The organism is Treponema succinifaciens DSM 2489, assembly GCF_000195275.1.
Lineage (GTDB): Bacteria > Spirochaetota > Spirochaetia > Treponematales > Treponemataceae > Treponema_D > Treponema_D succinifaciens.
In genome coordinates, this window is record NC_015385.1 from 934,936 (window position 1) to 960,201 (window position 25,266).

25 protein-coding genes are annotated in these 25,266 nt (G+C 40.0%); 20 read left to right on the plus strand and 5 right to left on the minus strand.

Features of this window, described 5'->3' with window-relative positions:
• The first annotated feature begins 430 nt into the window (after nt 1–430).
• The 4 genes from TRESU_RS14150 (at nt 431) to TRESU_RS04465 (ending at nt 6,538) form a co-directional block, all read left to right on the plus strand.
• Nucleotides 431–2,479 carry a methyl-accepting chemotaxis protein gene (locus tag TRESU_RS14150; RefSeq protein WP_013701100.1) on the plus strand — a complete coding sequence of 683 codons (2,049 nt, stop codon included), beginning with the start codon at nt 431–433 and terminating at the stop codon, nt 2,477–2,479.
• Between the two features lie 232 nt (nt 2,480–2,711).
• Nucleotides 2,712–2,963, plus strand: coding sequence for an OadG family protein (locus TRESU_RS04455; RefSeq protein ID WP_013701101.1), 252 nt, complete (start codon nt 2,712–2,714; stop codon nt 2,961–2,963).
• Between the two features lie 28 nt (nt 2,964–2,991).
• Entirely contained in the window at nt 2,992–5,058 is a 2,067-nt protein-coding gene (gene oadA / locus TRESU_RS04460; RefSeq protein WP_013701102.1) for a sodium-extruding oxaloacetate decarboxylase subunit alpha, read from the plus strand.
• A gap of 109 nt (nt 5,059–5,167) precedes the next feature.
• A complete protein-coding gene (locus TRESU_RS04465) occupies nt 5,168–6,538 on the plus strand; it encodes a sodium ion-translocating decarboxylase subunit beta (RefSeq protein WP_425358552.1) in 1,371 nt (456 codons plus the stop codon).
• A 57-nt stretch (nt 6,539–6,595) separates the two neighbouring features.
• On the opposite strand, the gene TRESU_RS14895 is transcribed toward TRESU_RS04465, so the two are convergent.
• Nucleotides 6,596–6,970: a hypothetical protein gene (locus TRESU_RS14895; RefSeq protein ID WP_148228257.1), complete on the minus strand. Its 375-nt coding sequence runs from the start codon at nt 6,968–6,970 to the stop codon at nt 6,596–6,598.
• Nucleotides 6,971–7,017: 47 nt separating this feature from the next.
• Between TRESU_RS14895 and TRESU_RS04475 the strand changes: the two genes are divergently transcribed.
• Nucleotides 7,018–7,413 (plus strand): hypothetical protein, encoded by a 396-nt coding sequence (locus TRESU_RS04475; protein WP_013701105.1) that lies wholly within the window; start codon nt 7,018–7,020, stop codon nt 7,411–7,413.
• 446 nt (nt 7,414–7,859) lie between these two features.
• Here TRESU_RS04475 and TRESU_RS04480 read toward each other — a convergent pair whose 3' ends face one another.
• Complete coding sequence (locus tag TRESU_RS04480) at nt 7,860–9,083, minus strand: IS110 family RNA-guided transposase (RefSeq protein WP_245535708.1); 1,224 nt, start codon at nt 9,081–9,083, stop codon at nt 7,860–7,862.
• Nucleotides 9,084–9,098: 15 nt separating this feature from the next.
• Nucleotides 9,099–9,941 carry a DUF5718 family protein gene (locus TRESU_RS04485; RefSeq protein ID WP_013701107.1) on the minus strand — a complete coding sequence of 281 codons (843 nt, stop codon included), beginning with the start codon at nt 9,939–9,941 and terminating at the stop codon, nt 9,099–9,101.
• A 212-nt stretch (nt 9,942–10,153) separates the two neighbouring features.
• Between TRESU_RS04485 and rplU the strand changes: the two genes are divergently transcribed.
• The 8 genes from rplU (at nt 10,154) to rsfS (ending at nt 15,159) form a co-directional block, all read left to right on the plus strand.
• Nucleotides 10,154–10,468: a 50S ribosomal protein L21 gene (gene rplU / locus TRESU_RS04490; protein WP_013701108.1), complete on the plus strand. Its 315-nt coding sequence runs from the start codon at nt 10,154–10,156 to the stop codon at nt 10,466–10,468.
• A gap of 15 nt (nt 10,469–10,483) precedes the next feature.
• The gene (locus TRESU_RS14155; RefSeq protein ID WP_169309743.1) at nt 10,484–10,801 is read left to right on the plus strand and encodes a ribosomal-processing cysteine protease Prp; all 318 of its coding nucleotides are present in this window, start codon (nt 10,484–10,486) and stop codon (nt 10,799–10,801) included.
• Nucleotides 10,802–10,831: 30 nt separating this feature from the next.
• A complete protein-coding gene (gene rpmA / locus TRESU_RS04500; protein ID WP_013701110.1) occupies nt 10,832–11,092 on the plus strand; it encodes a 50S ribosomal protein L27 in 261 nt (86 codons plus the stop codon).
• A gap of 101 nt (nt 11,093–11,193) precedes the next feature.
• A complete protein-coding gene (gene obgE / locus TRESU_RS04505; protein WP_013701111.1) occupies nt 11,194–12,315 on the plus strand; it encodes a GTPase ObgE in 1,122 nt (373 codons plus the stop codon).
• Between the two features lie 2 nt (nt 12,316–12,317).
• Nucleotides 12,318–12,974 (plus strand): nicotinate (nicotinamide) nucleotide adenylyltransferase, encoded by a 657-nt coding sequence (gene nadD, locus TRESU_RS04510; RefSeq protein ID WP_013701112.1) that lies wholly within the window; start codon nt 12,318–12,320, stop codon nt 12,972–12,974.
• Nucleotides 12,958–13,566 (plus strand): bis(5'-nucleosyl)-tetraphosphatase (symmetrical) YqeK, encoded by a 609-nt coding sequence (yqeK, locus tag TRESU_RS04515; RefSeq protein ID WP_013701113.1) that lies wholly within the window; start codon nt 12,958–12,960, stop codon nt 13,564–13,566. The genes nadD and yqeK overlap by 17 nt, the downstream gene beginning before the upstream one ends.
• A gap of 18 nt (nt 13,567–13,584) precedes the next feature.
• A complete protein-coding gene (locus tag TRESU_RS04520) occupies nt 13,585–14,805 on the plus strand; it encodes an LCP family protein (RefSeq protein WP_013701114.1) in 1,221 nt (406 codons plus the stop codon).
• A gap of 6 nt (nt 14,806–14,811) precedes the next feature.
• Nucleotides 14,812–15,159, plus strand: a complete 348-nt coding sequence (rsfS, locus tag TRESU_RS04525; protein ID WP_013701115.1) for a ribosome silencing factor — start codon at nt 14,812–14,814, stop codon at nt 15,157–15,159.
• A 4-nt stretch (nt 15,160–15,163) separates the two neighbouring features.
• On the opposite strand, the gene TRESU_RS04530 is transcribed toward rsfS, so the two are convergent.
• Nucleotides 15,164–16,153: a lytic transglycosylase domain-containing protein gene (locus tag TRESU_RS04530; protein ID WP_013701116.1), complete on the minus strand. Its 990-nt coding sequence runs from the start codon at nt 16,151–16,153 to the stop codon at nt 15,164–15,166.
• Entirely contained in the window at nt 16,153–17,217 is a 1,065-nt protein-coding gene (locus TRESU_RS04535) for a tetratricopeptide repeat protein (RefSeq protein ID WP_013701117.1), read from the minus strand. Before TRESU_RS04535 ends, TRESU_RS04530 begins: the two co-directional genes overlap by 1 nt.
• A gap of 123 nt (nt 17,218–17,340) precedes the next feature.
• Here TRESU_RS04535 and TRESU_RS04540 point away from each other — a divergent pair, with 123 nt between their 5' ends.
• The 7 genes from TRESU_RS04540 (at nt 17,341) to TRESU_RS04570 (ending at nt 25,266) form a co-directional block, all read left to right on the plus strand.
• Complete coding sequence (locus TRESU_RS04540; protein WP_013701118.1) at nt 17,341–17,787, plus strand: hypothetical protein; 447 nt, start codon at nt 17,341–17,343, stop codon at nt 17,785–17,787.
• Complete coding sequence (locus TRESU_RS04545; protein WP_013701119.1) at nt 17,774–19,585, plus strand: tetratricopeptide repeat protein; 1,812 nt, start codon at nt 17,774–17,776, stop codon at nt 19,583–19,585. Before TRESU_RS04540 ends, TRESU_RS04545 begins: the two co-directional genes overlap by 14 nt.
• Nucleotides 19,586–19,739: 154 nt before the next feature.
• Nucleotides 19,740–20,165: a preprotein translocase subunit YajC gene (yajC, locus tag TRESU_RS04550; protein WP_013701120.1), complete on the plus strand. Its 426-nt coding sequence runs from the start codon at nt 19,740–19,742 to the stop codon at nt 20,163–20,165.
• Entirely contained in the window at nt 20,158–21,894 is a 1,737-nt protein-coding gene (gene secD, locus TRESU_RS04555) for a protein translocase subunit SecD (RefSeq protein ID WP_013701121.1), read from the plus strand. Before yajC ends, secD begins: the two co-directional genes overlap by 8 nt.
• Nucleotides 21,894–23,144 (plus strand): protein translocase subunit SecF, encoded by a 1,251-nt coding sequence (secF, locus tag TRESU_RS04560; protein ID WP_013701122.1) that lies wholly within the window; start codon nt 21,894–21,896, stop codon nt 23,142–23,144. Before secD ends, secF begins: the two co-directional genes overlap by 1 nt.
• 133 nt (nt 23,145–23,277) lie before the next feature.
• Nucleotides 23,278–24,132 (plus strand): 4-hydroxy-3-methylbut-2-enyl diphosphate reductase, encoded by an 855-nt coding sequence (ispH, locus tag TRESU_RS04565; protein WP_013701123.1) that lies wholly within the window; start codon nt 23,278–23,280, stop codon nt 24,130–24,132.
• 63 nt (nt 24,133–24,195) lie between these two features.
• Nucleotides 24,196–25,266 (plus strand): porin family protein, encoded by a 1,071-nt coding sequence (locus TRESU_RS04570; RefSeq protein ID WP_013701124.1) that lies wholly within the window; start codon nt 24,196–24,198, stop codon nt 25,264–25,266.

Sequence of the window (25,266 nt, forward strand, 5' to 3'; positions counted from 1 at the left end):
GAAATCAGTTTGCTGTCTTTATTGTAAAAAGTGCCATCTTCATGGTTGACCCGAAAATCTATTACATATTCCAGTGTCTAGCAGGGTAATGAGATTCAACTGGGCAAACGCATTATAAATAATTTAAGTAAACTTTGCACAAAGGAACGGTTCCTGGAGCAAAAACACTCTGATTGTTGCGGCCGCGTGAGCGGACAATTCTATAGTTACTTTGCAACAATCAGTGTGTAGCGCATTATTGCGCGATTTTGAACCAGGAAACCGTGCCTGGGAGCCAGTTTTATGCTGAATACATTTATAATAATGCGTTTGCCCTATGACATTCAATCTTTATGGTTGCATATTTTTTTAGTTATGCTATACTTGCGCATTATAAAAAGTTGAGGTTTGCGCTGTATAGGCGGGGGGGGGATAATTATATGGGGGTACTATGAAAAAAAGATTTTCAATTTCGGCGGTTCTTATGCTGTCGAATATTATTGGGCTTGCGGTTTATGCCGCGGCTCTTTCTGTTATTGTTTATTCCAGAATAAAAACCGATTTCTCTGATTATTTTAACAAGTCATTAAAGAGCAGCGTTTCAATTGTTTATGAGGAAATTGATATTTTTAAGAAAACCTGCAAAGATTCGACATTGTATACTTTAAAAACACTTGAAGACATTTACTCAATTTTTGGACTTTCTAAGCCAGAAGTAATACGTGATACTTTCAGCAATGCAATTGCCGCTTCTATGTTTGATGCCTGCACTTTTGTGGGAACTGACGGAACTGCAATAAACGCAGGAGTTATGCATGGAATAGACGACCAGAATAAAAGAAATATCCTTGAGGGAAAGCAGTTTTCAGATTTTGTGCAGGCTGACGGTGTTGTTTCATATATCTGCGGCTATCCTTTGGAGTCAGACGGAAAAGTTGTGGGTGCGTTCTTTACTAAAAAGGAAATACTGAACAATTCATTTGTTGAGCGCATTTCAAAATCAACAGACTGCAACTTTACAATTTTTGAGGGAACAAAAAGGGCCTTTACCTCGCTGGAGGGAATGCTTGGAACGGAAATTGCTGACAAGACTCCGATAGAAAGGGCTTCTTCCGGTAAAGAGACTTTGTACAATGCTAAAATTAATGGTGATGATTACTTTACATACTATTTTCCTTTAAAATATGACGACGGCCGGTTTTTGACAACTCTTTTCCTTGGCAAGAAAGTTTCGCTTGTGAATGAAATAATTTATTCCATATTCTTGCGGATTCTTATTGCTACAGTTTTGTGCGCGGCTGTTATTATTCTGATTCTTGTGGCTATTCTGATTGCAAAAATTATAAATCCGCTTAAGGCCGTCGGAGAGGCAATCAGCAATCTTTCTTCTGGAGATGCGGATCTTACGGCGCGCTTGCCTATAAAATGGAACAATGAATTTGATGATATTTCACTTGACATAAATAAATTTATTGAAATGATTCAGAAGATTATCGTTGAACTGAACGAAGCTCAGAATTCCCTTGATTCAATCGGCCAGAATTTGGGAACAAACGCATCTGAATCTGCCAGCGCGACTGCCCAGATTATGGCGAACATTACCGGCGTAAAAAGGCAGTCAGAAAATCTTTCACTTTCTGTTTCAAATACAACCGGAATTCTTGGAAAGTCTGCCGGAAGCATAAAAGATTTGTCTGGTCTTATTGAAGCTCAGGCGCAGGGAATTTCTGAATCTTCCGCCGCAATTGAAGAGATGCTTGGAAACATTTCTTCCGTTACTGCAAATGTCCATAAAATGTCTGACAGCTTTAAGGAACTTGGCGGAACTGTTGACGAGGGAAAAACAAAGCTTGCGAATGTAGACGGAAAAGTCAACGAAATTGCCGCCCAGTCAAAAATGCTTATTAAGGCGAACCAGATTATTTCGCAGATTGCCTCTGAAACAAACTTGCTTGCAATGAACGCTGCGATTGAAGCCGCCCATGCAGGAAAAGCGGGCGAAGGATTTTCTGTTGTTGCAAATGAAATCAGAAAACTTGCGGAAACTTCAAGCCAGCAGTCAAAAAATATCAATACAGAATTAAAGCAGATTTCTTCTTCTATTAAAGATGTTGTTTCCCTTTCAAAGGATTCGCAGACTGCATTCGGTGAAATTGTTACGCACTTGAATTCGACCGATACGATTATCCGTGAAATTGACAATGCCATGAACGAGCAGGAAAATGCTTCTAGGCAGATTTTCAGCGCGCTTAGCGACATGAGGAGCCAGTCTTCTGAAGTAAACGGAAAATTCAAGGATGTAAACAGCGGAATTGTTGAAGTTTCCAAGGAAATGGATTCTGTTCAGCATGTTTCTTCTACGATTCTTGGAAGCATGGACGAAATGGCGGCGGGAGCAAGGCAAATAAGTTCGGCAGCTCAGAATGTTTCGGACTTGGCGCAGTCTACAAAGGAAAATATTTCTGTAATGGACAGCCGTCTTGGCCAGTTCAGGGTTTAGACTGAAACTTTAAATTGAAATTTCCGCTTGGAATATTTGAACGTGTTTCATTTGTTCCTGGCGGATTTTTTTTGCGTAACTGTTGTTCAGTTGATGAATAAATTCTTTCTACTCTAATTGTAAAGTTTTTGAAATTTCTCTATATTATAATTGTATCTTTTTGCTAAAATGCGGAAAGATTCGGTTTAAAAAATTTATTTTTCTAATAAAATCTTTATTCTTGGGAGGAACTATGACAGTTCTTGAAATGTTCAGTCAAAGTGGAATTCTTACTTTGCTGGGAATGGGTGTGGTTTTCTTTTTTCTGATTATCATGATTTTGGCGATGATTGCGCTTCATGCCGTTGTACATGCCTTGAAATGGGACGCCGAGCCTGCTGGCGAGCAGCCAGTTGCCGCTCCTTCTGTTTCTGTTCCTGCTGAAGACAGTGGAGCTGTTGTCGCCGCTATTGCCGCTGTATTAAAAGATAAAAAAGCTTTGTAATTAATAGATTTTTATAAGAGGTTGATTTATGTCTAAGAAAATTGGAATTTCTGAACTTGTTTTGCGTGATGCCCATCAGTCTTTGCATGCCACACGCATGACAACTGCTGATATGCTTCCTGCTTGCGGAATGATTGATAAAATCGGCTATTGGGCTGTAGAAGGCTGGGGCGGAGCAACTTATGACTCTTGTATACGCTTTTTGAATGAAGATCCTTGGGAGCGTCTTCGCAAGCTCCATGCGGCTCTTCCAAATAATAAGATTATGATGCTTTTGCGCGGACAGAATCTTTTGGGATACCGCCATTACGCTGATGATGTTGTTGACAAGTTTGTTGAAACTGCCGCAAAGAACGGAATTGATGTTTTCCGCATTTTTGATGCCTGCAACGACCCTCGCAACCTTGAGCGCGCTACAAAAGCTGCAAAAAAGACAGGAAAACATGTTCAGATGGCAATTTCCTATGCAGTTACTCCTTTCCATACAAATCAGGTTTATGCTGACCTTGCAAAAACTTACGCTGAATTCGGCGCGGATTCAATCTGTATAAAAGATATGTCTGGACTTCTAAAGCCTTATGAAGCCTATGACTTGGTTCTTGCCATTAAAAAAGCCTGCGATCTTCCTATTGAAATCCACTCTCATGCGACAACTGGACTTTCTGTTGCTACAGAACTTAAGGCGGTTGAAGCCGGCGCGGATGTTCTTGACACTGCTATTTCTTCAATGTCTATGGGAACAAGCCATTCCCCAACTGAAACTGTTGTTGAGATGCTCAAGGGAACTGAGTATGATACAGGACTTGACACAAAGGCTCTTCTTGAAATTGCCGCTTATTTCCGCGAAGTCCGCAAGCATTATTCTTCACTTGAATCTTCTTTCCTTGGAGCCGACACCCGTATTCTTCTTTCCCAGGTTCCAGGCGGAATGCTTTCAAATCTAGAAAGTCAACTTAAGCAGCAGGGTGCGTCTAACAAAATGGACGATGTCCTAAAAGAGCTTCCGATTGTACAGAAAGATGTTGGATATGTTCCTCTTGTAACTCCGACATCGCAGATTGTTGGAACTCAGGCTGTTTTCAATGTTCTTTTTGGACGCTATGAAAGAATGACTGGCGAATTCCGCGATCTTTTGGTTGGAAAGTATGGAAAACTTCCTGCGGAGCCAAATGCGGATCTCGTAAAAAAGGCTCTTGCCCAGAATAATATGAAAGAAGTTGTTACTTGCCGTCCTGCTGACAAAATTGAGCCTGAATGGGACAAAATGGTTAAGGAAGCAAAGGAAAATGGCGGTGATGGAAGCGACGAGGATACTCTTACTTATGCAATGTTCCCGAAAGTTGCTCCAAAATTCTTTAAGGAAAGAGCAAACGGTCCTGTTGACGCTGCGACTGCATTTGCAAAGAAAGAAACTCCGGCTGCTGAACCTGCTTCAAAGGGCGGCTCTTACACAATCACGGTTAACGGTTCTGCATACAATGTAACTTCAGACGGAAACGGTTCTGTTACAGTAAATGGAACTCCTTATTCGGTTTCTGTTGGGACAGGAACTGCTGCTCCGGCTACTGTTTCTGCTCCGGTTGCTACAGGAGGAGTTGATGTAAAAGCTCCTGTTGCCGGAACTTTGCTCAAGCAGTGCTTTGCAAACGGAACAAAAGTTTCAAAAGGTCAGACTATAATAATAATTGAATCAATGAAGATGGAGCTTGAAGTTAAAGCTACAGCCGACGGAACAATCACTTATTCTGTTGCTCCAGGTACACAGATTCAAAGCGGACAGGTTCTTGCTGCTATTGGCGGTGTTGTTGTTCAGCCTGCTCCAGTTGCTAAGCCTGTTGCTTCTCCAGCGGCTCCGGCTCCAGCTGCTCCAGTTTCATCTGGCAATGGAACAAAAGTAAATGCTCCAGTTGCCGGCGTGTTCCTTAGAACTGCTGTTGCTGAAGGCGCTTCTGTAAAGAAAGGCGACAATGTTGTTATTATTGAGTCAATGAAGATGGAACTTGAAATAAAGGCTCCTGTTGACGGAAAAGTTCACTTCCTTGCAAGTGCCGGAACTCAGCTTACAAATGGTCAGCCAGTAGCTGAAATTTGCTAAGATTATCTGCCGTTTTTTTTAGAAGCGGCGGAAGTTTTTTTAAGGAAAAAATATGCCTGATACAAAGAAAATTAAAAATACAAAAATTGCATTTATTATGCTTTCGATTATGGCGGTTGCTGCGGTTCTTTCATTTACAGCAAGAGCTTTTGCGCAGGACAAGCCAGCTCCAGCTTCTGGAATGGAACGCATAATAAAAGGAACTGAAAACTGGAATGGAAAGTACGATATTTCTATTTCAAAGTTTTTAAAGAACATTGGAAAGTCAACTGGAATATATAAAATGATTCATCAGCCTACAGCGGAAGAACTTGCGTTGGAAAAGGCGCAGGCAGAAGCTCAGCTTGTGGTGGAAGAAAACAATCCGTTTGATGAAGCTCCTAAAGCTCCGGGCTGGCAGTCTTTGATTATGATTGCAATTGGTTTCCTTATTATTTATCTTGCGGTTGGCAAGGGTTTTGAGCCTCTTCTTCTTATTCCGATTGGATTTGGAACTGTTCTCGTGAATATTCCGGGCGCGGCAATGGGAGACGCTCCTCATGGAATGCTGCATATAATTTACAGTGCTGGCGTTGGAAATGAATTTTTCCCGATGCTTATTTTCATGGGAATTGGCGCGATGACTGACTTTGGTCCTCTTATTGCAAATCCAAAAACTGCATTGCTTGGCGGTGCTGCCCAATTCGGTGTTTTCTTTACGCTTTTCGGTGTTGCATTTATGAACGCTTTCCTTGGAACTGACTATACAATGCTTCAGGCTAGTGCGATTTCAATTATCGGCGGTGCGGACGGTCCGACTTCAATTTATGTTTCTGGAAAACTTGCTCCTGAAATGATGGCGGTTATTGCGGTTGCTGCTTATTCTTATATGGCTCTTGTTCCGATGATTCAGCCTCCTATTATGAAGCTTCTTACGACAAAAAAAGAGCGCCTGATAAAAATGGATCAGCTTAGACCTGTTTCAAAAACAGAAAAAGTTTTGTTCCCGATTTTGCTTCTTGTGATTTCAATTCTTCTTTTGCCGCCAGCTTGTCCTTTGATTGGAATGCTTGCGTTCGGAAACTTTGTAAAGGAAAGCCATGCTGCGGAACGCCTTTCTAAAACTATGGAAAATGAACTTATGAACATTGTTTCAATTCTTCTTTCACTTGGTGTTGGAAGCCAGATGACTCCAGAAAAAATCATTAAGAAAGAATCGCTTGGAATTATTGTTCTTGGTCTTTTTGCTTTTGCAGTTGCCACAATCGGCGGTCTTGTAATGGCAAAAATCATGAATCTTTTCCTTAAGAAAAAAATCAATCCGCTTATTGGCTCTGCAGGAGTTTCTGCGGTTCCTATGGCTGCCCGTGTTGCAAATAAAGTCGGACTTGAATACGATCCTTCGAACTTCCTTTTGATGAATGCGATGGGACCGAATGTTGCTGGTGTAATTGGCACTGCTATTGCTGCCGGCGTTTTTATTGCGACTTACGGCGCTTAGTTTTGTACGGCAGGACTGCATTTTGTAAAGTGCGGTTCTGTTGTTTTTGTGCCTGGATTAAGATTTTATGCAGAAAAAAGTTTTATATACAATTTTAATTATCTTTTCAGTTTTTCTGTGGATTTTATATCCTGCGTTCAGGCATGAACTTAAAATCTCCAATAAATGCGCCCTTGGGTTTGAAAATGACTCAGGCGCAGTTATTTTGTCTTTTTTTGATAATTCCACTGTTGAAGCGTTTGTGCATGAAGAAAGAAAATTTGAAATTTCTTTTGTAATTTGCTTTGCGTTTTTACATCTTCTTTTTCTTGTAGTTGAAAGGAACGTTGATTTTTCATTATATGTGCTGGCTGTTCCGGTCAAGCATAAATACATTGATTTTATAATAAAGCAAGCTTCTGTCTTGTAAAGTTCCCCATAGTTTTTTTTCACTTTTAATTTTTATACTTTCTCGTTGTTTTTTTTATGGAGGAATTTTTATGTTGTCTTTTTACTCTGCTGGAAATATTAAAAATGCTGAAAAGGATTCAATTCTTTGCTCTTTGGTTGACGCGGTCGATTCAAACTGTGTTATGGACAGGCAGCTTGTAATCAGTGATTTGCAGAAGCATGATGAGGCTGCAGGAGAGGAGACAAAGTTTGGAAATGTGTCTGTTCATGTTGCGATGTCTGTAGGTGTAAAGTCTTTTTGTATTGCGGCTGGAATTTTAAAAGACCGTGCAGAACTTATAATTTTATGGAATGAAATGTCGGAGCATAACCTTGATTTGATGTCAAAAGTTGCCCAGATTCTTGAATATGCAGACAAAAAAGGAATGGACGCAATTCAAGCACTGGACTTTTTAAAGAACAGCATTTGTATCTGTTCAAAGTAAAATATTAGCCGCTGAATTTTTGTTTTTCAAAATCCGGCGGTTTGATATGTTGTGCCATTTGTCAACATAAAAAACTCCTTTTGAGAAAAAATATAAAAAAAAACGGAAGGAAAGCGATAGATCGGCACATGGCCATTCTGATATACGTGGATTCGCCTGAAAATCAGGTTTACCGACAGGTCAATGGTCCGCCTGGAATTCTTTCTCTCTAACTGCGAGCATAGGAAGTTAAAAAGTTTCCCGCTCATAAACCGCTCGAAGATAATTCCTTAAATGCTCACAAATTCCTTCCGTTATGATACAAGTTAATTTTTCGCCAGAATATCTTTAGCGAAAGTTTCATCCCGCAGGTGATTTGATTTCATTGCGCAATAAACTCCTCGACCGTTTTTTGAATGTCGGAAAGCTCCCCCTCATCAATTTTGTTCAAGGCAGTTTTCCTGTTGTCAACAAAATTCATCATTCCCCAGACAAAACATGCAAGCTCCCTTGCCCCCCGCCGTCGTTACTAGATTGTAGGGGAGCCCTTTTTGGGAAAGATAAAGCATTCTTTTTCTGAGCCTGAGCGTGCACTTGTCCGCGTAAGAAACGATGGCGGCGGACGCATTTTTCTGCCGCTCTTTTACCCTGACTGATTTTGCCGTGACAACAGAATGCATTCTAAGGCTTCCCGCACACTCAACAAGAAGACTTCTGACTCTTGAATTCCCAGCTTTCGTAATCGCCGTGTGCCGTACTCTATTTCCGCTTGAATCCTCGCCGGGACAAAGTCCTATAAAGCTTACGAAGGACTTCGCCTTTGAAAAACGGGAAAAATCCCCGATTTCCGCGACAATCGAAATAGCGGAGACATAACTGATTCCAGAGATGCACACCAGGGCATCAATTTTTTCCCTCACTTCATCATCCTTGCAGAGTTCCAGAATCTTCGCCTCAATTCTCTGAACTTTGTCCATGAGCGTTATTACTTCGGCGTGATATTCCTCAAATGATTCCTGAAGCCACTTGTCAGCGAAGTTCATCGTCCTGAGCCAAGCCATGTGAGCCTGCGTCCAGTAATGGCCGCTCTGAGGATAAGGCAAGCCCATTCGCAGCAGGAAAGAAAGGAGGTTCTGCTTTGCTTTTTTGAGCATGGTGATTTTTGCCGTCCTGACCCGTGTATATTCCTTTATCGCCTCAAGTTTTTCAGAAGGAAGGCAGACAGGGCTGTAGGTTTTGAAGGCGAGAGTCTTTGCAAGAAGGCGGGCGTCCATCCTGTCTGTCTTGACTTTCTGACCAGGTGCCTTTGCTATTGTCGATGGGGCGATAATGACGCAGGCGAAGTCTTCTTTTTGAAGTTTTCTGCAAAGTCCGTATCCTGTGGGACCTGCCTCGTATCCAATAAGAAAAACTGCATCTTGCCCGACTGATTTTTGAAGGTTCTTCAGGTAGTGAAGCGTGTTTTCAAATTTGGAAGAGCTTTTGTGCTCCGCGAATAATTTGTCTTCACGGCTGTCATAAGCACAGAAAGAATTTGTGTCCTTGTGCACGTCAATTCCGACATAGATTACTTTTGTGTTCTCTGTTACATTGTTCATTGTAGTGCTCCTTTTTGCATGAGGCAGGTCATGCTTGTTGTTTTCTATTCCAAGTTTACGACCGAACCCTCGATTCTGCAAACCTGGTGGCACTACATATTGTCTAATCTACTGCAAAATTATTTTTTGCCTTAAAACGCTTATTTCTTTATCGGAAAAAGAATTTTCGGCTGCCATTTCTTTAATTTCAGTATTTGAGTATTTATCAGGATAAAGAATGACAATGCTTTCGTCTCCGTCCTTTAGGAAATTTGTTTCCCCGAATTCGGTATAGCGCGTAGCTCCTATGGAAACCATTATTTGTTCAGGCGAACCGATTGAGACAAGATATTTTCCAACGTTTTCCGCAGTACCCTCATCTTTTTGTGTGTTGAATTTTTCTATGAGCCAATTTGTGAGCTTTTCAAAAATGTAACTGTAGCCTTTTACCGGGCTGTCTTCTCCGTATTCAAAGATTTTTCCGTCTCTAAAAAGAAAACAGGCGATTCTATATTTTGCAATGTTTCCTTTTTCGAAAAATCCGTCAATGCTGATTAAATTTTCAGAAAGTCCTTTACTGCATTTGCCCCAGTTTTTTTTCATGCTGATTTTTTTTGCGCCCGGTTTGCGGATTGAGCAGTCGTTTGACGCTCCGAATTTCACGGGAACAAGAGATTTAAGTTTTGCGCCGTTCCATTCAGCGTTTAGAATCAATGCGCATTCCGGTTCAATCTGGAGTTTTTCTTCTCCGTGCGGAAAAATTATTTTGCCTGAGTCAAACGGAAATGTTCCAAGAAATTCCGGCACCAGATTCTTTGCGTTCGGTATATATGTTGGAAAAATTGCTTTTGGCGCATTTTTTTCTTTTGTCTTTACATTCTGAAACTCAACGGCTTCTCCGGCCTGTTCCAGATGTCCTGTAAAATTTCCTGCAACTCCAAAACATGGGAGCTTTTTCAAGTCAAATTCCATAATTTCATTTTATATGAACTTCATGAAAATTTCAATTTTATGAAACAAGTTTGAAAATGCGGCGGTAAATTAAAAGTCTGAATTTTTTATTTATCGGCAGAAATTCTCTTGACCTTAGTTTATGAAATTTGTTAAAATATCTTACTAATTATTGAAATGCTTTCAAGGAACCCGTTACTCCTTGGGGTAAAAAAAATTTAGAGGTTTATAAAATGTACGCAATTGTTGAATTCAAAGGCAATCAGTACAAGGCAGAAAAAGACGCTGTTCTTGAAGTGTCAAAGCTTGATGCGAAAGATGGCGATGTAATCACAATCGATACAGTTCTTCTTGTAAGTGATGGCGATAAAGTTTCTGTCGGTTCTCCTTATGTAAAGGGCGCTAAAGTTACTGTAAAAGTTGGAGAAACTTTCAAGGACAAGAAAGTTCTCGTATTCAAATACAAGTCAAAGAAAGACTACCATCGTCTTATTGGACACCGCGAACAGTATACAAAAGTTACTGTTCAGGATGTTGTTTTGGCATAAGTGACGGAAGTTCTTTTGGTTTGCGGCAAAGATGGAGCGTTGAAAAGCCTAAAAGCTTTTGGTCATGCTTCGTTTGCTGAAAAGGGCAAGGACATTGTTTGTGCTGCTGAATCCATAATTCTTGGCACATCAGTTGAACTGCTTCAAAGTACAAAAGGGCTTGTTTTTAATGCTGACACTTCTACCCGTGGCTTTTTGGAGTTTCGGGTTGAAAAATCCGCAGTTTCTGCTGTGGAACGCTTGAAATGCATTGGGGATTTTATAAGATTTGCTTTTATAAAACTTTCTGCTGAATATCCTGATAATGTGCGGTTTCAAGAAATAATTGAATAATAGTCCGGTTTATGCCGGCGGAGGATTAAAATGGGACGTACTAAAGGCGGTAGCGGTGCTAAAAATGGCCGCGATTCAAACCCTAAACATTTGGGCGTTAAAAGATTTGGTGGAGAAAAAGTTACTGCCGGTTCTATTCTTGTAAGACAGCGTGGAACTCGTATTCATCCTGGCAGCAATGTAAAACGTGGAACAGATGACACTTTGTATTCAGTTGTTGACGGTGTAGTAAAATACACAGAGCGCATGAATCGCAAACTTGTTTCAGTTGAACCTGTTTCTGCCAACTAATAAAGAAAATTTTTGTCTTTAGGATTTGAAATTTTCTAAAATAATTAAAATGCCCGGCTTGGAATAATTGTCCTTGCTGGGCTTTTTTTATGGGAGCAACGATGATTCAATTTGCTGATGAGGCTGTTATTACTGTCCGTTCTGGAAAAGGCGGAAACGGCTGTGTTTCATTTAGACGTGAAAAATATATTCCAAACGGCGGACCAAACGGCGGAGATGGCGGACGTGGCGGAGATGTGATTTTTTGTTTAAAGCGGAATCTTAGAACTCTTGCCCATTTAAGGTATCACCCGATTTTGAAAGCGAAAAACGGTGGCGACGGTCAGGGCTGGAATCGCTATGGAAAAGATGGCGATGATGTTGTGATTCCAGTTCCTCCCGGAACTACAATCCGCGACAATGAAACTGGCGAGCTTATTCATGACTTTACTGTTGAAAGCGAGGACGACCAGTTTGTTTTCTTAAAAGGCGGAAACGGTGGCTGGGGAAATGTGCATTTCAAGTCAAGCACAAACCAAGCTCCGCGCATTGCAAACAAAGGCGCGCCGGGGCAGGAAAGAGTTTTGCGTGTTGAGCTTTCTGTTATGGCGGACATTGGTCTTGTTGGTTTTCCGAATGCAGGAAAATCAAGCTTGCTGGATTTTTTTACAAATGCGCGTCCGAAAATCGCTCCGTATCCTTTTACAACAAAAATTCCTAATCTTGGCGTACTCCATGCTGGCGATGACAAGGATTTTATTATTGCGGATATTCCCGGAATAATAGAAGGAGCATCTGAAGGTGCTGGTCTTGGCATAAGATTTTTGAAGCACATTTCAAGAACTGCCGGGCTTTTGTTTATGATTGACTGCAGCGATGAAAATTTCCTTGAGGCTTATGACTTGCTTTTAAAGGAACTTGACGGTTTTGGCAGGGAACTTACAAAGAAGCCAAGAATTGTCCTTTGCAATAAAATTGACATCGAAGGTGCGCTCGAAAATGCAATGAAAGTAAAGGAAAAAATCCAAAGCAAAGAGCCTGATGTAAAAGTTCTTGCGGTTTCTGTTGCGGCAAGAACAAACATGAACGAAACTCGGCTTGAAATAATTTCGCTTATTGAAAAAATGGAGGTTCTTAATAAGCCTGCTATCGAAGAAAATTCTGTGCCTGCAAAAAGCTCATTTTTGTCTAGCCGTTCCGTGGATGATTCAATGGAAGTTCAGTTTCCGGGAAGTGAAAGCTGAAAATGAAAATCGCAGTTTTGGGCGGAAGTTTCAATCCGATTCATATTGGGCATCTTGCTTTGGCGGACGAAATTTGCGTTTCGCTTGGATATGACAAAGTTCTTTTTGTACCGGTTTTTTCTCCGCCTCATAAAAACATGAACGGAGCTTTGCCGCCTGAAAAACGTGCGAAAATGGTTGAACTTGCCTGCCAAGACGATCCGCGCTTTGAAATAGAGCCTTGTGAAATTCAGCGTGGAGGAATTTCGTACACTTATGATACAGTCTGCTTCATTGAAAAAAAATACAAGCCTGAAAAAATAGGACTTGTAATCGGCAGAGATTTATTTTCGACTTTTCATCTCTGGAACAATGCGTCTTTGCTTGTAGAAAAATGCGAGCTGATTTTGGCGGAACGACCTTTTCAGACTGAAGATAAAAATTTTAAGAACAAAGCGACCGGAAAATATTCACAAGCAGATGATTGTGCAGAAAAAGAATTCCGGATAGAAGATGAACCGCTTTTTAAAAATGCGGTTTCCCTGAAAAATGAGCCGCTCGCAGTAAGCTCAACTAGCATAAGGTTTAGGGCTGCAAATAAAATGGCTTTTCAATATCTTGTGCCTTCAAAAGTTTTCAAGTATATTATTGACGGTAATTTGTATGGAAGCAAAAACTGAACAGCTTATAGAAAAAATCAGGAAATATGCAAAGTCTGTATTGAAGGAAAAACGCTTTGAGCATTCTGTCCGTGTTGCGGAAACGGCGGCTTTTATGTGCGGCTTGTTCGGCTACGACAAAGACATTGGCTATCTTGCAGGCCTTGCCCATGATATTTGCAAGAATATGGAAGATTCTGAAATTCTTTCTCTTGCATCTGAAGACGGAAAGTCTATTTCTGAAATTGAAAAAAACAAGCCTTCACTTTTGCACGGAAGAGCGGCTGCAGTCTTGCTTCAAGAAAAATTTTCTGTAAAAAATCCTGATGTTATTCAGGCAGTTGCGAACCATACACTTGGCGGCTTAGGTTTGTGTCTTCTTGCAAAGATTATTTATGTTGCTGACAAAGTTGAGCCCGGACGTCCGCAGTCAACAGAAGAATATAGAAAAAAAATTTTTTCCATGCCGCTGAATGAAATGACTCTTTTTGTTGTTCAGGAAAACATGGAATATCTAAAAAGCAAGCAGAAAAAAATTGCAGAGCCAAGCTATGAATTTGAAACGGACTTAAAAAATCAGATTGCTACTGAAAATTCTCTGCGTGCCAGTTAAGCTTTAGGAATTGTAAAAATGAGTATTTCAAAAGAACAAAGAAATGGAATTTTTCTTCTTACTATTCTTGTGATTATTATTGGCGTTGTTGGCTTTATCGTTTTATCGCTTCGTATGGATCCTATTGAAGAAAATCTTAAGCTGAATCCTGTTATAAACAGCCTTTGGATTTTAAAGGATGATGACGGAAACGCGCTTTCAACTGATGTTCTCGTTTTTTATCCGCAGACAGGACAGGCATCCGCTTTTGATATTTTGGGAAATACCGGCGCGATTTATAAAAGCCTTGGACGAGTGGACAGAATTGATTCAGTTTACAAGGAAAAAGGTCTTGCTTCTTATAAAGACGAAATTGAAAAACTTATCGGAAAGAAAATTCCTTTTACAATTGAAATAAAGCTTTCAGACTTGGAGCTGCTTGCAGATTATCTTGGTGGACTGAATGTTTTTATTTCATTTCCTGTTGACGAAACCGATGAAAACGGAATGCGTTGCCTTTTTCCGAGCGGTGCTGTCGTTCTGGATGGAGATAAAATCCATGACTATATTATGTACAAAAGTCCGTCTGAAAATGCAAGCGATGTTGAGGACAGGCGTCAGGCTGTTTTTGTTTCCCTTATTTATGCATTAAAAGAAAACCGCAATATTATTTTTGCAAAGAATAATTTTTCAGTTTATGAGGAAAAAATCAAAACAAACATAGACAAGAAGAATTTCTATAACTTGATGAAAAAGCTTTCTTTGATTGATACCGAGCGGTTTTCAATTCAGACTATAACAGGAAGTTTAAGAACTGTTGACGGCCAGACTCTTTTGTTTCCGTATTATGACGGTCAGCTCATAAAGGATGTTATAAATCAGGCTATAAGTTCTCTTGTTTCGGGTGATCTTGGAAATCAAAACCGTGTTTATGTTCTTGTAATTCAAAATGGAACAACGGAGCAGGGACTTGCGCGCAATACTTCTTTCCTTTTGCAGAGTGCGGGATATGAAGTCCTTGAAACAAAAAATGCCGACCGTAATGACTATGAAAAAACTGAAATTATAAATCATATTGGAAACTCTGAAGCTGCAAAAACTTTAGGAAATTTTATTCATTGCACAAATATAATTGACGAGGAAGTTATGCCGGAAAATGCTGATTCCACAAGTGCTGCTCAGGCTGACTTTACAATTATTTTGGGCAAAGATTTCAATGGACGTTTTGTAAAAGGAAGTTCTTCTAAATCGTCCGAGTGAGGAAAAATGGAAAAAACTGTAAAAGAAATGGCGCTGGAAATTGCCAAGCTAATGGAAGATGGAAAAGGCACGGATGTTTGTGTTCTTGATGTTTCTGAGCTCAACAGCTGGACTGATTATTTTGTAATTGCAACAGTTTCAAGCGGTCCGCATTGGCAAGGTCTTTACAAGGAAATAAAAGACTACATAAAAGACACAGATCTTGAAATCCATAAAATTCATAACAAGACTTCACAGGGCAATGACTGGAATCTGATTGACTTGGGTCCGATTGTTGTGCATCTTATGAGCCAGGAAGCAAGAGACTTTTATGAGCTTGAAAAACTTTGGCACGCAGGCAAAAAGATAATGTAAAAAATTACCGAAGGTTTTCTGCGGCGACTTTTGCTTTGCCGGCCGGAAGCCTTAATCTGTAAGTTGTTTCGGGCGGTGTCATTTCCTTTAGAAGCTCGATGTTAAGCATTTTTACAGTTTCTAAAGAAATTCCGGCTGCCTTGGCTACAGTTGAAAGTTTTATGCTGCCTTTTATTGTAAGGTAGCTGAACTTTTCCGGAGGAACTCCTTCAATTCTCTTGTCTGCAACTCCAATTTCAATAGCCCCATAAAAATCCGAATTTTCAACAATGTCTGCAATTGCTATAAGTTTTGGAATATATTCAGAAGCCTGTTTGCTTAAAAGTCCTTTTTCAGACAAAGCCCAGTAATCTTTTCCAGGATTCGCCTTTACAATTCGTCCTACAGCTCCAGCTCCCATATTGTACGCGGCAATTGCTAAATGCCAGTCGTTAAACATTTTGAAATTTTCCGCTAGTTTTGATAGTGCGGCATCTGTTTCTTTCCAGGGATCGCGACGCTCGTCAAAATATTCATTCTTTTTTAAATAAGGATGCATGCTGTTTGCCATAAACTGCCAAAGCCCGGTTGCGCCTGAGCCAGATACCGCTGTTGGCTTGTAGTTTGACTCAACAATCGGAAGATATTGCAAATAAAGCGGCATTTTTTTCTCTTTGAGTTTCGCCCTTATGTATGGTCTGTATGGAATTGAGTCGTAAAGAATATCAGCGAGCCATTGTCTGTTTGAAGATGTAAGGTAACGTTCCCGGTACTTTAACGTCGGTTCCTTGAAAACTCCAGAAATACCGATGTCTTTGCGCTTTGGTTCTGGAATTATATAGTTTTTTTGCGCAGAAGTTTTCTTTTTGTTTTCTGAAGAAATGATTTTTGTTTTTGCCGGACTTTCATTTTTTAAGGCTGAAAAGTCAATTTCAAAATCAGCGACAGGCTCTTCCGCGAAGATAAACGAGGCTAGCAATACTGAAAATATAGAAACTGCAATTTTTTTCTTCATTACAATTTTTCACCAAAGTAAATTCCTGCCCATTCCCAGCGTCCATGGATTTCCGGGTCAGCTGGAAAATTCACTTTTCTAAAATACAGATACCAGACATTTACGTAGTTGCTCCAGCCTGTTGTGCGCAAATATGCTTCTGTTGGAGAAGATGACGGATCGAGTTCCGCGCTGTAACGGATTCTGTTTCCGCGCATAAATGAGCGCATCGAAAAACTTTCCTGGGCATTTATGTCAGTTTCAACTTGCCGCCAGGACATTGCAAAAAAGTTGACTTTTGATTTGTAGCGGTCAAGGGCTCTGTAATTGTATGATGAAATTCCAGATTTTACAGCCGCAACAAGAGCGTCAAGAGTTTCAAATGTCCAGTCTTTTGCTGAATTGCTGAAATCTATAAGCTGCTTTGCATTTAAATATGCGTTAGGGTAGCCTGAAATTTGCAGCGTGGACGCGTCGTCTTGGTCAAGAAACTGCGTGTATGAGCGGATTGCCTGGTTCCATTCGCCTTCCTTTTCGTATTCAAGGGCGAGCCTGTAGAAAAGTTCCGTTGTGCTTACGTTGTTTGGAAATCTGCTTATAAGCTGGTTGAAATATGAAATTCTGTTTGCCGGGCTTGAGCTGATTTGAATTAAATGCTGAAGGCAAATAAAATGAATTGATTTTCCCTGAACAATAAGATCGTTGTAGTTGTTTATAATCCGCTCAAAATAGTATTCAGCTATTGGCTCTGCTTCGTTTTCAAGGTAAGCATAAGCTGTCATCAAAAGCCAGTATGCGTTATAAGAATCGTCTTCGTGCAGTTCAACCCAGTTTGTAAGAAAATGCACAAGCGATGCATAGTCTTTTACGGAAAGCATATTGTTTGCGATTCTGTTTACAACCGCATATCTTGTTTCTCCCTTTGTTTCTTTTTTTTCAAGCAGCGAAATCAAAAGATTCTGTGTGTTCTTGTATTGCTTTGAAAAAGCTTCCGGCAGAATTGCGCCTTTTCTGTCTTTTGCGCATGACATTATAATTATGGAAAAAAAAGCCGCCGCCGCAAATCTAAAAACTTTCCGAATCATTCTTTTATTCTACCATATTATAGAAACTATTTTCAATTAAAAATTTGAATCGCAAAGTTGTTCCTGTAAGTTTTTAAAAGCCGTTGTCAAGAATTGAAATTTATCTTATTATTTAATGAAACTATGGAAAATCTTGAGCGGAAAAAAAAAGTTTCTCCTGCAGGACTAAGAAAACGCAGCCTTTACATTGCATTGGGATTCATGCTTGTTTTTGACAGCATTTTTTTTGCCTTGCTGAACATAGAATTATTACATTTAAATTTAAAAGAACTTTGGCCGGTTATTGTTATTAATGCCGGACTTGCTTTTCTTGTTTCAGATTTATTCATTTATAAAAAAATCAGGGCGGTTTTTCTTTTTCCGTCTGTCGCGCTTTTTGTTCTGGGAATTATTTTCCTGCTTTTTTCGCTTCATGTGTTTCATATTTCGTTTGCAAAATTTATTTCGGTTTTCTGGCCAATAGTCCTTTTTGTTCTGGGAATTCTTCTTATTCTTGTTTATGGAGTTCAAAGAATAAACAGCGAGGAATTTCCGTATATAAAGGATGATTCTTCAGATGACAGCTTTTAGAAAATTTGCTTTAAGGAAAACTGTGGCCGGGTTTTTTAGAGATGCCACAATTTCAGAAAGAATTTCTTTACGGAAAATGCGTGGAACTTTTTATCTTGTTTTTGCTACATTGCCATTTATTTTCTCTTGTGCAAGTTCACCTTCTCCTGCGCCGAAATCCGAAGAAAAGTTGCCGGCAGTCGCGGTTCAAGTTTCTCCTTCAAAAAACAGGTCTTTTTTTTCTTCTATCGACAAAGAAACAATGCGCCTTGTGGAAATCGGTTCTCCACAAAGTTTAAGGCAGGCCGCAGCTTCAATTCATAAAAGTTCTCCCGATGACTATTCCGACGCTGAAAAAAGCATTCTTTATATTTCCGCGGAAATTATGAAACTTGCCTGGCCGTCAGAAGCCGTTACTTGGAGTGTTCCGCCTATTGCAAGGACAAATCAGTACATTGGTGCCGTTGAAAGCGCAAAGAAGGGAATTTATGATTTAAGCATGAACCGCTCTGATTTTCTTTCCATTATGCTTCCATCGTTGGTTCTTTTGACTTCATCAGGAGTAACAATTGAAGATTATTATGAGCTGTCTGAAAACTCTTTGAATTTTGCTCTTGAGCTTTGTCCTGATTCAGTTCTTGCAAATTATCTTATGGGAATTCTTTGTCTAAAGCAGAACGAAAATGAAAAGGCTTTGGAATATTTTAAGCTTAGCAACGGAAAATATGCTGGCGGAACAAAAGAAATTCTTGAGTCTGTGGCAAAGGCTTGTTTTTTGACTGGAAAGTATGAGCTTGCGCTTTCATTTGGAGAAGAACTTTTGTCGCGCTTTCCACAGGATACAGAGCTTTTAAAAACTTGCGCTCTGTCTGCTTTTCATCTTGGGGACTTTGACAAGACAGAAGGCTTTGTTGTGCGTGTGCTTTTGCTTGAACCGGACAACACAAGCTATGTTTTACTGCGTGCAAAAATCCTAATGGAAAATCAGGACTATATCAGGGCTTCTTCTTTGCTTGATGCCGTTGAAAAGAAAAATTCCGCTTCCAAGGAATATTATCTTTTGCGTACACAGCTTTTGCGTGACTGGAGCAAGAATAATGCCGCCGCTATAGAAACCGCCGGAACTGCTCTTAACTTATATCCTTATGATTCTGAAACTTTGCTTGTTGCCGCAGAAACTGCTTCTGTTGCGGGACTTTCTGTAAATGGAATGACAGCTCTTGAGCTTGCTGAAAAAGTTCTTGAAAAAGATTCAGAAAATGTTCAGGCAATGGAAATTCTTTTGGATGAATATATAAAAAAATCTGATTATGCAAAGGCGTATTCCCTAAGCTCACGACTTATGCAGATTCCTTCAGTGCAAAAAACTTCGCTTTTTAGGCATATCGATATTTGCCTTGCATTAAAAAAGAACACTGAGGCGATGAATCTTGCGCTAAAGGATTATGAGAAAAATCCCGCTGATGAGAATTCGTGCATGGCTTACGTAAAAGTTCTTTCTGCTTCCGGACAAAAAAATTCAGCGATGCAGCTCATTTCAAGTCTTTTGTCTTCCGCCAGTCAAAAAATGAAAAGCTTTTTGTATTTTGAACGCAGCCAGATTCAGGGAACAGAAGATTCAGTTCTTGCGGATTTAAGGGCAAGCCTGACTGCAAACCCGCGCAACAAGGATTCTCTTTACAGTCTTTACAAAATTTACTATGCAAAAAAAGACTGGAGGCGGGCGCAGTATTATTTGAAGCAAGTTGTGGCTCTTGACCCGTCAAATTCTTTGTATCTAAGCAAAAATTCAGAACTAGAAAAGTTGCTAGGAAGATAATTTCCTCTTATTGAAAAAAAATTTTATCCCAATTAGCGCAAGAAAGTTTAGAGTTTATGAAATGAATTCCTCTAAATAATTCTCTTGTAAATTTATGCGAATAATGCTATCCTTTCATACCATTTTAAATTAATTACGAAGGAAGGAATTTAATATGTTGTTTAATTCACTTTTGTTACAGGCAGCTGATCCTGCGGCTATGGGCGGCGGATTTGGAATGTTTTTGCCTCTCATTCTTATCATAGGAATCATGTACTTTTTTATGATTCGTCCGCAGAACAAAAAGCAGAAAGAACTTCAGAAAATGCTTGATGCGCTTCAGAAGGGCGACAAAGTAATTACAATCGGAGGAATCCATGGAACTGTCAGTTCTGTAAAAAAAGATTCAAATGTCGTTACAATAAGAGTTGATGAAAATACAAAAATAGAATTCAACCGCTCTGCAATTGCAACTGTTGTTTCTGATAAGCCTGCTGAAAAAACTGAAGAAAAGAAATCAGGAAAAAAGCAGAAAGAAGAACTAAAAGCCAGCACGGAAAACAAAGAGCCTGCTGCTTCAGAGGAAAAGAAAGATGAGTAAAAAAAGCCGGCTTTTTATGATTATTGCAGTGCTGGCTGTTTGCTTTGCCTTTTTGTGGCCGTCAATCAGCTGGTATGTACGCACTCCAAAAGAAGACAAGGTTCTTGCCTTGAGTTCTTTGGAAAATATAAAAAATTATTCAAGCTTCAGGGCTAATTCTGAAGTTAGAAAATTAGTTGATGCTGTAAAAGCAAATCCAGAAGCTCCTGTTCCAGAAGATAACCAGTGGCTTTTAAAGCAGGCAAAGATGAATTTCAAGGCTGCCGGAGAAAAAGCTCCTGCCGCCATCCTTTTGAAAGACGCTTTGAATTCTTTTGATTCAAAATCAGAGCTTGCTTCTTTTATCGAAGGAATTTATAGAAAAAAGATTCTTAAGACAAAAGACTATTATAAGAATTCTGTAAAACTTGGTCTTGACCTTTCAGGCGGAATGAACGTAATTGTAAAGGCTGACCTTGACTCTGTTATTGCAAAGCAGGGCGACGCTGTTTTGGACACTGCAACTTTGAAAGCTGATATAATGGCGCAGGCTGTTGAAACTTTGACAAGCCGCATTGACCGCTTTGGCTTGAGTTCTCCAACAATCAGACAGCAGGGTGAGGATAGAATTTACATTGAGCTTCCTGGTTCTGCAGAAGCTGATCAGATTAACTCGATAATTCAAGGACGCGGAATTTTGAATTTCCGCCTTGTTGACAATGAGGCTACTTCAAATTTCAATGCTTATTATTACAACAATCCTGATACAACTTTTGATATAAGAGGAAATCTTGTTAATCCTTCAATTATCCCTGACGACTGTGAAGTTTTGGGCTACTACACAACGGACGCTTACGGGCTTGACCAGCGCGAAGGCTATCTTGTTGTGAAGAAAGATGTTGCTCTTGACGGAAAGCACATAAAGTCAGCTGATGTCGGTGCGGAAGAGCTTACAGGACGTCCTGCGGTTACATTTTCTCTTGATGCTGAAGGCGCTGAAATCTTTGGAAAATTCACTGGCGAGCACGTTGGTGAAAACCTCTGCATTATCAGCGACAATAAAATCAAGTCAAATGCTACTATAAATACAGCCATTACAGGCGGAAACGTTCAGATTACAGGATTTGGACAGCGTGAAGCCCAGAACTTGCGCAAGGTTTTGCAGACAGCTTGGCTTGATGTTCCTCTTAGCGTAGAAAGCCAGCAGGTAATTGGAGCTTCTTTGGGAGAACAGGCAATCCGTCAGGGACTTTTGGCAGTTGCAGTTGGTCTTCTTTCAATTATGGTTTTCATGCTTATATGGTACAAGGGTTCTGGAATAAACGCCTGTGTTTCTCAGGTTTTGAATCTCTATATCATGTTCAGTATTTTGAGCGCATTTAATCTTACAATCACTTTGCCGACTGTTGCCGGTATGATTCTTACAATCGGAATGGCAACTGATGCTAACGTTATTATCTTTGAACGCATAAAGGAAGAACGTCGCCTTGGAAAAGACAGAGTTTCTAGTGTAAGCGCGGGATTTGACAACGCATTCTGGGCAATCATGGACTCAAATATCACAACATTTATCGCCGCAATATTTATGACACAGCTTGGAAGCGGTGCCGTTCAGGGATTTGCAGTGAGCCTTGCGATTGGTGTAGTTTCAACAGTATTTACAGCTTTGGTTGTCTCTCGCCTTATATTTGATTTCCAGACAGAGGTCTTAAAAGTAAAGAATATCAGCATTGGCTGGGGGATTAAATAATGAAAACAGTAAAAAAATTCAGTAAAGCATTTCCTGCCTGCGCTGTTTTAAGTTCAGTTTTGATTCTTTTTGGAATCGCAGGATTTTTTATCCGCGGAATAAACTTTGGCATTGACTTTGTGCCTGGTCTTTTGGAAGAAGTCCGCATTGGTCCGGCTGCTATTGAAATTTCCTACAACGGTTCTGCAAATATAAGTGTTGGAACTTCAAGCACTGCACTGGAACTTGTTATAACAGGAACTAGCGCAGAAAACGAAACTAAAATTTTTTCTTATGCGCAGAATCCTTCTATAAAAGATATTGCGGCTTCTCTTTCTGAAGTTGACGGACTTTCAGTTTCTGTAAAAGGCGCTGAAAATGTAAGTTCTTACGGAATTTATTTGGACAGCTCTTCAACTTCTCGTCTTTCCGCAGACGCTCCTGTTTTGCTTTATGTTTCAGACGCATCGACAAATGTTTCTATTGATGATGTCCGCTCGGCTCTTGCCTCTGAAAGCGTTGAAGTAAAGGAACTTGGAGATGATTCAAACAGAAGTTTCCAGATTCGCGCGGCAATTTCAAAGAACGATATTTCTTCTGATTCTCTTCAGGCAGAAATTATCGGTTCGCTCAAGGAAAAATTCGGCGAAAGCAATGTTGCGATTATTAAAACTGACTTTGTAGGCTCAGGATTTTCTAGCAGCAATGCAATCAAGTCTGTTATTCTTGCAGTTGTAACTTTGCTTGCAATCTGGATTTACTGTGCTATAAGATTCCACTGGGATTTTGCGGCCGGTGCTATAATCGGACTTGTGCATGACTGTCTTATAATGTTCTCGTTTATTTCATGGACACAGGTTGAATTTTCTGCGACAAGCTTTGCGGCGGTTCTTACGATTTTTGGTTACTCAATCAATGCCACAATCGTTATTTTGGATCGCGTGCGCGAAAATATAAGCTTGATTCAGACAAAGAAATTTAACGATATATTGAATGCTTCGATTTCTGAAACATTATCGCGCTCAATTATCACAACTGTAACAACAATGTTCGCTTCTGTTGCGCTTCTTGTTTTTACTTCGGGAAGCATAAAAGACTTTGCGATTGTTCTTACAGTCGGTCTTGTTTCTGGATGTTATTCTTCTATGCTCATTGTTCCGGGCTTTGTGTCTTTGATGCGCCGTAACTGGGAGCCGGGAGAATTTGCAAAACATGTAAGGCCGCATAACAACAAGAATGTTCTTTCGTTTAATTCAACACAGAATGTTTAAATATTGCTTTAAGCGGATTTTTTCCGCTTGATAAGGAATTATTTTAAGGCCGTAACTTTTTTAGTTGCGGCTTTTTTCTTTTATATACTAGTTTCAGGCGATACGATTTTTGAAACTGGCGTTGGAGTTGCTGTTGAAAGTTGTTCGTGCCAAAGTTCTTGGGTTTTGCATGGGAGTCAGACGTGCAGTTGAAACTGCTTCCGCTGCTCTTGAAAATTCAGAAAAAAATGGACATAAGAAAGTTTTTACTCTTGGACCTTTGATTCACAATCCTCTTGTTATGGATTCTCTTGAAAAAAAAGGCGCGCAGATTCTTGAGCCATCTTCACTTGAAAAGGCAAAGAGCGGTTCAGTTGTTGTAATCCGTGCGCATGGAACTACGCCGCAAGTTGTGTCTGCTCTTGAAAATCAAGGGGCGGAAATTCTTGATGCGACTTGCCCAAGAGTTCACCTTAGCCAGAAGAGAGCGGCTGAATGGAAAAAAAAAGGTTTTCTTGTTGTGATTGCGGGCGACAAAAATCATGGTGAAGTTGTAAGCATTTCAGGCTATGCGGAAAATCATGCTGTTGTTGTGGAAAGCGCAGAGGAAGCTTTGAAAATTGAAATTCCTGAAAAAACGGTTTTGATTGCGCAGACAACATTCAGTCCTGTTGAGTTTGAAAAAATCGCTTCAGCATTGAAGCAGAAAAATCCTTCAGTTCAAATTTTCAATTCTATATGCTCAGCGACAATGGAGCGGCAAAACGCATTGAAAGAACTGGAAGGCAAAGTGGATGCGATTCTTGTCATCGGCGGAAAGAATTCTGCGAATACACGTAGGCTTTTTGAAACGGCTTCTTTAATCTGCGGAAAAACTGCGCTCATAGAAGATTCTTCTGAAATTCCTGATAGTTTTTTTTCTTTAAAAACTGTCGGACTTACTGCCGGGGCAAGCACTCCTGATTTTGTCATAGATGAAATTGAGCGTGCATTGCTTTCCGGTAAATAAAAATTTTATTTCATTTGAAATAGTTTTGTTTTTCGTTATAATTTGAAACTGGAGGTTTGCTTTATGAAAAAAGTAATTTTGGCTGCGTTTTTTTTAGCAGGCATGGCTGAACTGTTTGCTTACAATCCGCCTTATGGTGGTGAAGACCTTTATAGACTTGCACATCCTGAGCTTATGTCTGGTGCCGCGTCTGCTGCTGGCGGTCCGAATTTTACGATTGTTCCTGCGTCCATAACTTATAATCCCGCCCTTACTGCTGGTGTGCAGCGTGCTGATATTGATTTTAGCGGAACTGTTTTTTATAACTTTGATAAAATAAAAATTGAAGGCGAAAGCAGCGATAAGACTGTTGGTGGCGGATTTCAGGCTGGAATGATTGCTCCTACAAAATGGTCTGTTATTTCGCTTACTGCAAACGCTCTTTTTGCTGATTTTTACGGAATGGATTTAAGAAAGACTTTGGTTTTTCACGCCGGATTGGCAAAAGAAGTCAATGAAAGACTTTCCGTAGGCGCAAATGCGTATACCGGTCTTTATATGGGAAGCGGCTCTGATTTTTCTGCTGGAGTGGATTTTGGTGCGCTTTATAAAATGAGCAGCTTTGGCATTTTTACAAATCCGAGGTTTGGAATTTCTCTTTTAAATATTGGAAAGCCTGCTGACTATGAAACACTTGGAATTGATGAAAAGAAGGATTCTTCATCTTATCCGTCTATGCTTACTCCAAGGGTTTCCTTTGCTTCGACTGTTTTTGAAGTAAAAAAATGGACTGGCTCGTTTAGCACGGATTTTGCCTTTCCATTTTTTCAGAATTGTATAATGGATTTAGGAGTTGGATTTGAATATAACAAATTTGTCCGCTTGTCTCTTGGCTGGCAGGCGAATGTCCGCGAAATTTCAGAAGGAAAGGCAGACGGCGTGAACAGTGTTTCAGTTGGCGTTTCATTAAAACTTGGAATAACTTCTAAGAAATTTTCAGAAACTAATTCAGACTGGGAAAAGAGCGAACTAACTCCTTCTGTTGCGACGCAGACTCTTTATTCAGGAATTCAGGCTGTAAGTTTTGGCGCAAGGCTTGACTTGGGATTGAAAGACACCGATGCTCCTGAAATCATTCTTTGGAACGAGGAATAA

Excerpts from the sequence above, each read along its gene's own strand:
- TRESU_RS04540 (WP_013701118.1), top strand. The coding sequence starts at position 17,341 with ATGGAAAATCTTGAGCGGAAAAAAAAAGTTTCTCCTGCAGGACTAAGA.
- TRESU_RS04465 (WP_425358552.1), top strand. The coding sequence starts at position 5,168 with ATGGCGGTTGCTGCGGTTCTTTCATTTACAGCAAGAGCTTTTGCGCAG.
- rplU (WP_013701108.1), top strand. The coding sequence starts at position 10,154 with ATGTACGCAATTGTTGAATTCAAAGGCAATCAGTACAAGGCAGAAAAA.
- secD (WP_013701121.1), top strand. The coding sequence starts at position 20,158 with ATGAGTAAAAAAAGCCGGCTTTTTATGATTATTGCAGTGCTGGCTGTT.
- TRESU_RS04530 (WP_013701116.1), bottom strand. The coding sequence starts at position 16,153 with ATGAAGAAAAAAATTGCAGTTTCTATATTTTCAGTATTGCTAGCCTCG.
- TRESU_RS04545 (WP_013701119.1), top strand. The coding sequence starts at position 17,774 with ATGACAGCTTTTAGAAAATTTGCTTTAAGGAAAACTGTGGCCGGGTTT.
- yajC (WP_013701120.1), top strand. The coding sequence starts at position 19,740 with ATGTTGTTTAATTCACTTTTGTTACAGGCAGCTGATCCTGCGGCTATG.
- TRESU_RS04475 (WP_013701105.1), top strand. The coding sequence starts at position 7,018 with ATGTTGTCTTTTTACTCTGCTGGAAATATTAAAAATGCTGAAAAGGAT.
- nadD (WP_013701112.1), top strand. The coding sequence starts at position 12,318 with ATGAAAATCGCAGTTTTGGGCGGAAGTTTCAATCCGATTCATATTGGG.
- TRESU_RS04485 (WP_013701107.1), bottom strand. The coding sequence starts at position 9,941 with ATGGAATTTGACTTGAAAAAGCTCCCATGTTTTGGAGTTGCAGGAAAT.
- TRESU_RS04455 (WP_013701101.1), top strand. The coding sequence starts at position 2,712 with ATGACAGTTCTTGAAATGTTCAGTCAAAGTGGAATTCTTACTTTGCTG.
- secF (WP_013701122.1), top strand. The coding sequence starts at position 21,894 with ATGAAAACAGTAAAAAAATTCAGTAAAGCATTTCCTGCCTGCGCTGTT.
- yqeK (WP_013701113.1), top strand. The coding sequence starts at position 12,958 with ATGGAAGCAAAAACTGAACAGCTTATAGAAAAAATCAGGAAATATGCA.
- oadA (WP_013701102.1), top strand. The coding sequence starts at position 2,992 with ATGTCTAAGAAAATTGGAATTTCTGAACTTGTTTTGCGTGATGCCCAT.
- TRESU_RS04520 (WP_013701114.1), top strand. The coding sequence starts at position 13,585 with ATGAGTATTTCAAAAGAACAAAGAAATGGAATTTTTCTTCTTACTATT.
- TRESU_RS04535 (WP_013701117.1), bottom strand. The coding sequence starts at position 17,217 with ATGATTCGGAAAGTTTTTAGATTTGCGGCGGCGGCTTTTTTTTCCATA.
- rsfS (WP_013701115.1), top strand. The coding sequence starts at position 14,812 with ATGGAAAAAACTGTAAAAGAAATGGCGCTGGAAATTGCCAAGCTAATG.
- TRESU_RS14150 (WP_013701100.1), top strand. The coding sequence starts at position 431 with ATGAAAAAAAGATTTTCAATTTCGGCGGTTCTTATGCTGTCGAATATT.
- obgE (WP_013701111.1), top strand. The coding sequence starts at position 11,194 with ATGATTCAATTTGCTGATGAGGCTGTTATTACTGTCCGTTCTGGAAAA.
- TRESU_RS04570 (WP_013701124.1), top strand. The coding sequence starts at position 24,196 with ATGAAAAAAGTAATTTTGGCTGCGTTTTTTTTAGCAGGCATGGCTGAA.
- rpmA (WP_013701110.1), top strand. The coding sequence starts at position 10,832 with ATGGGACGTACTAAAGGCGGTAGCGGTGCTAAAAATGGCCGCGATTCA.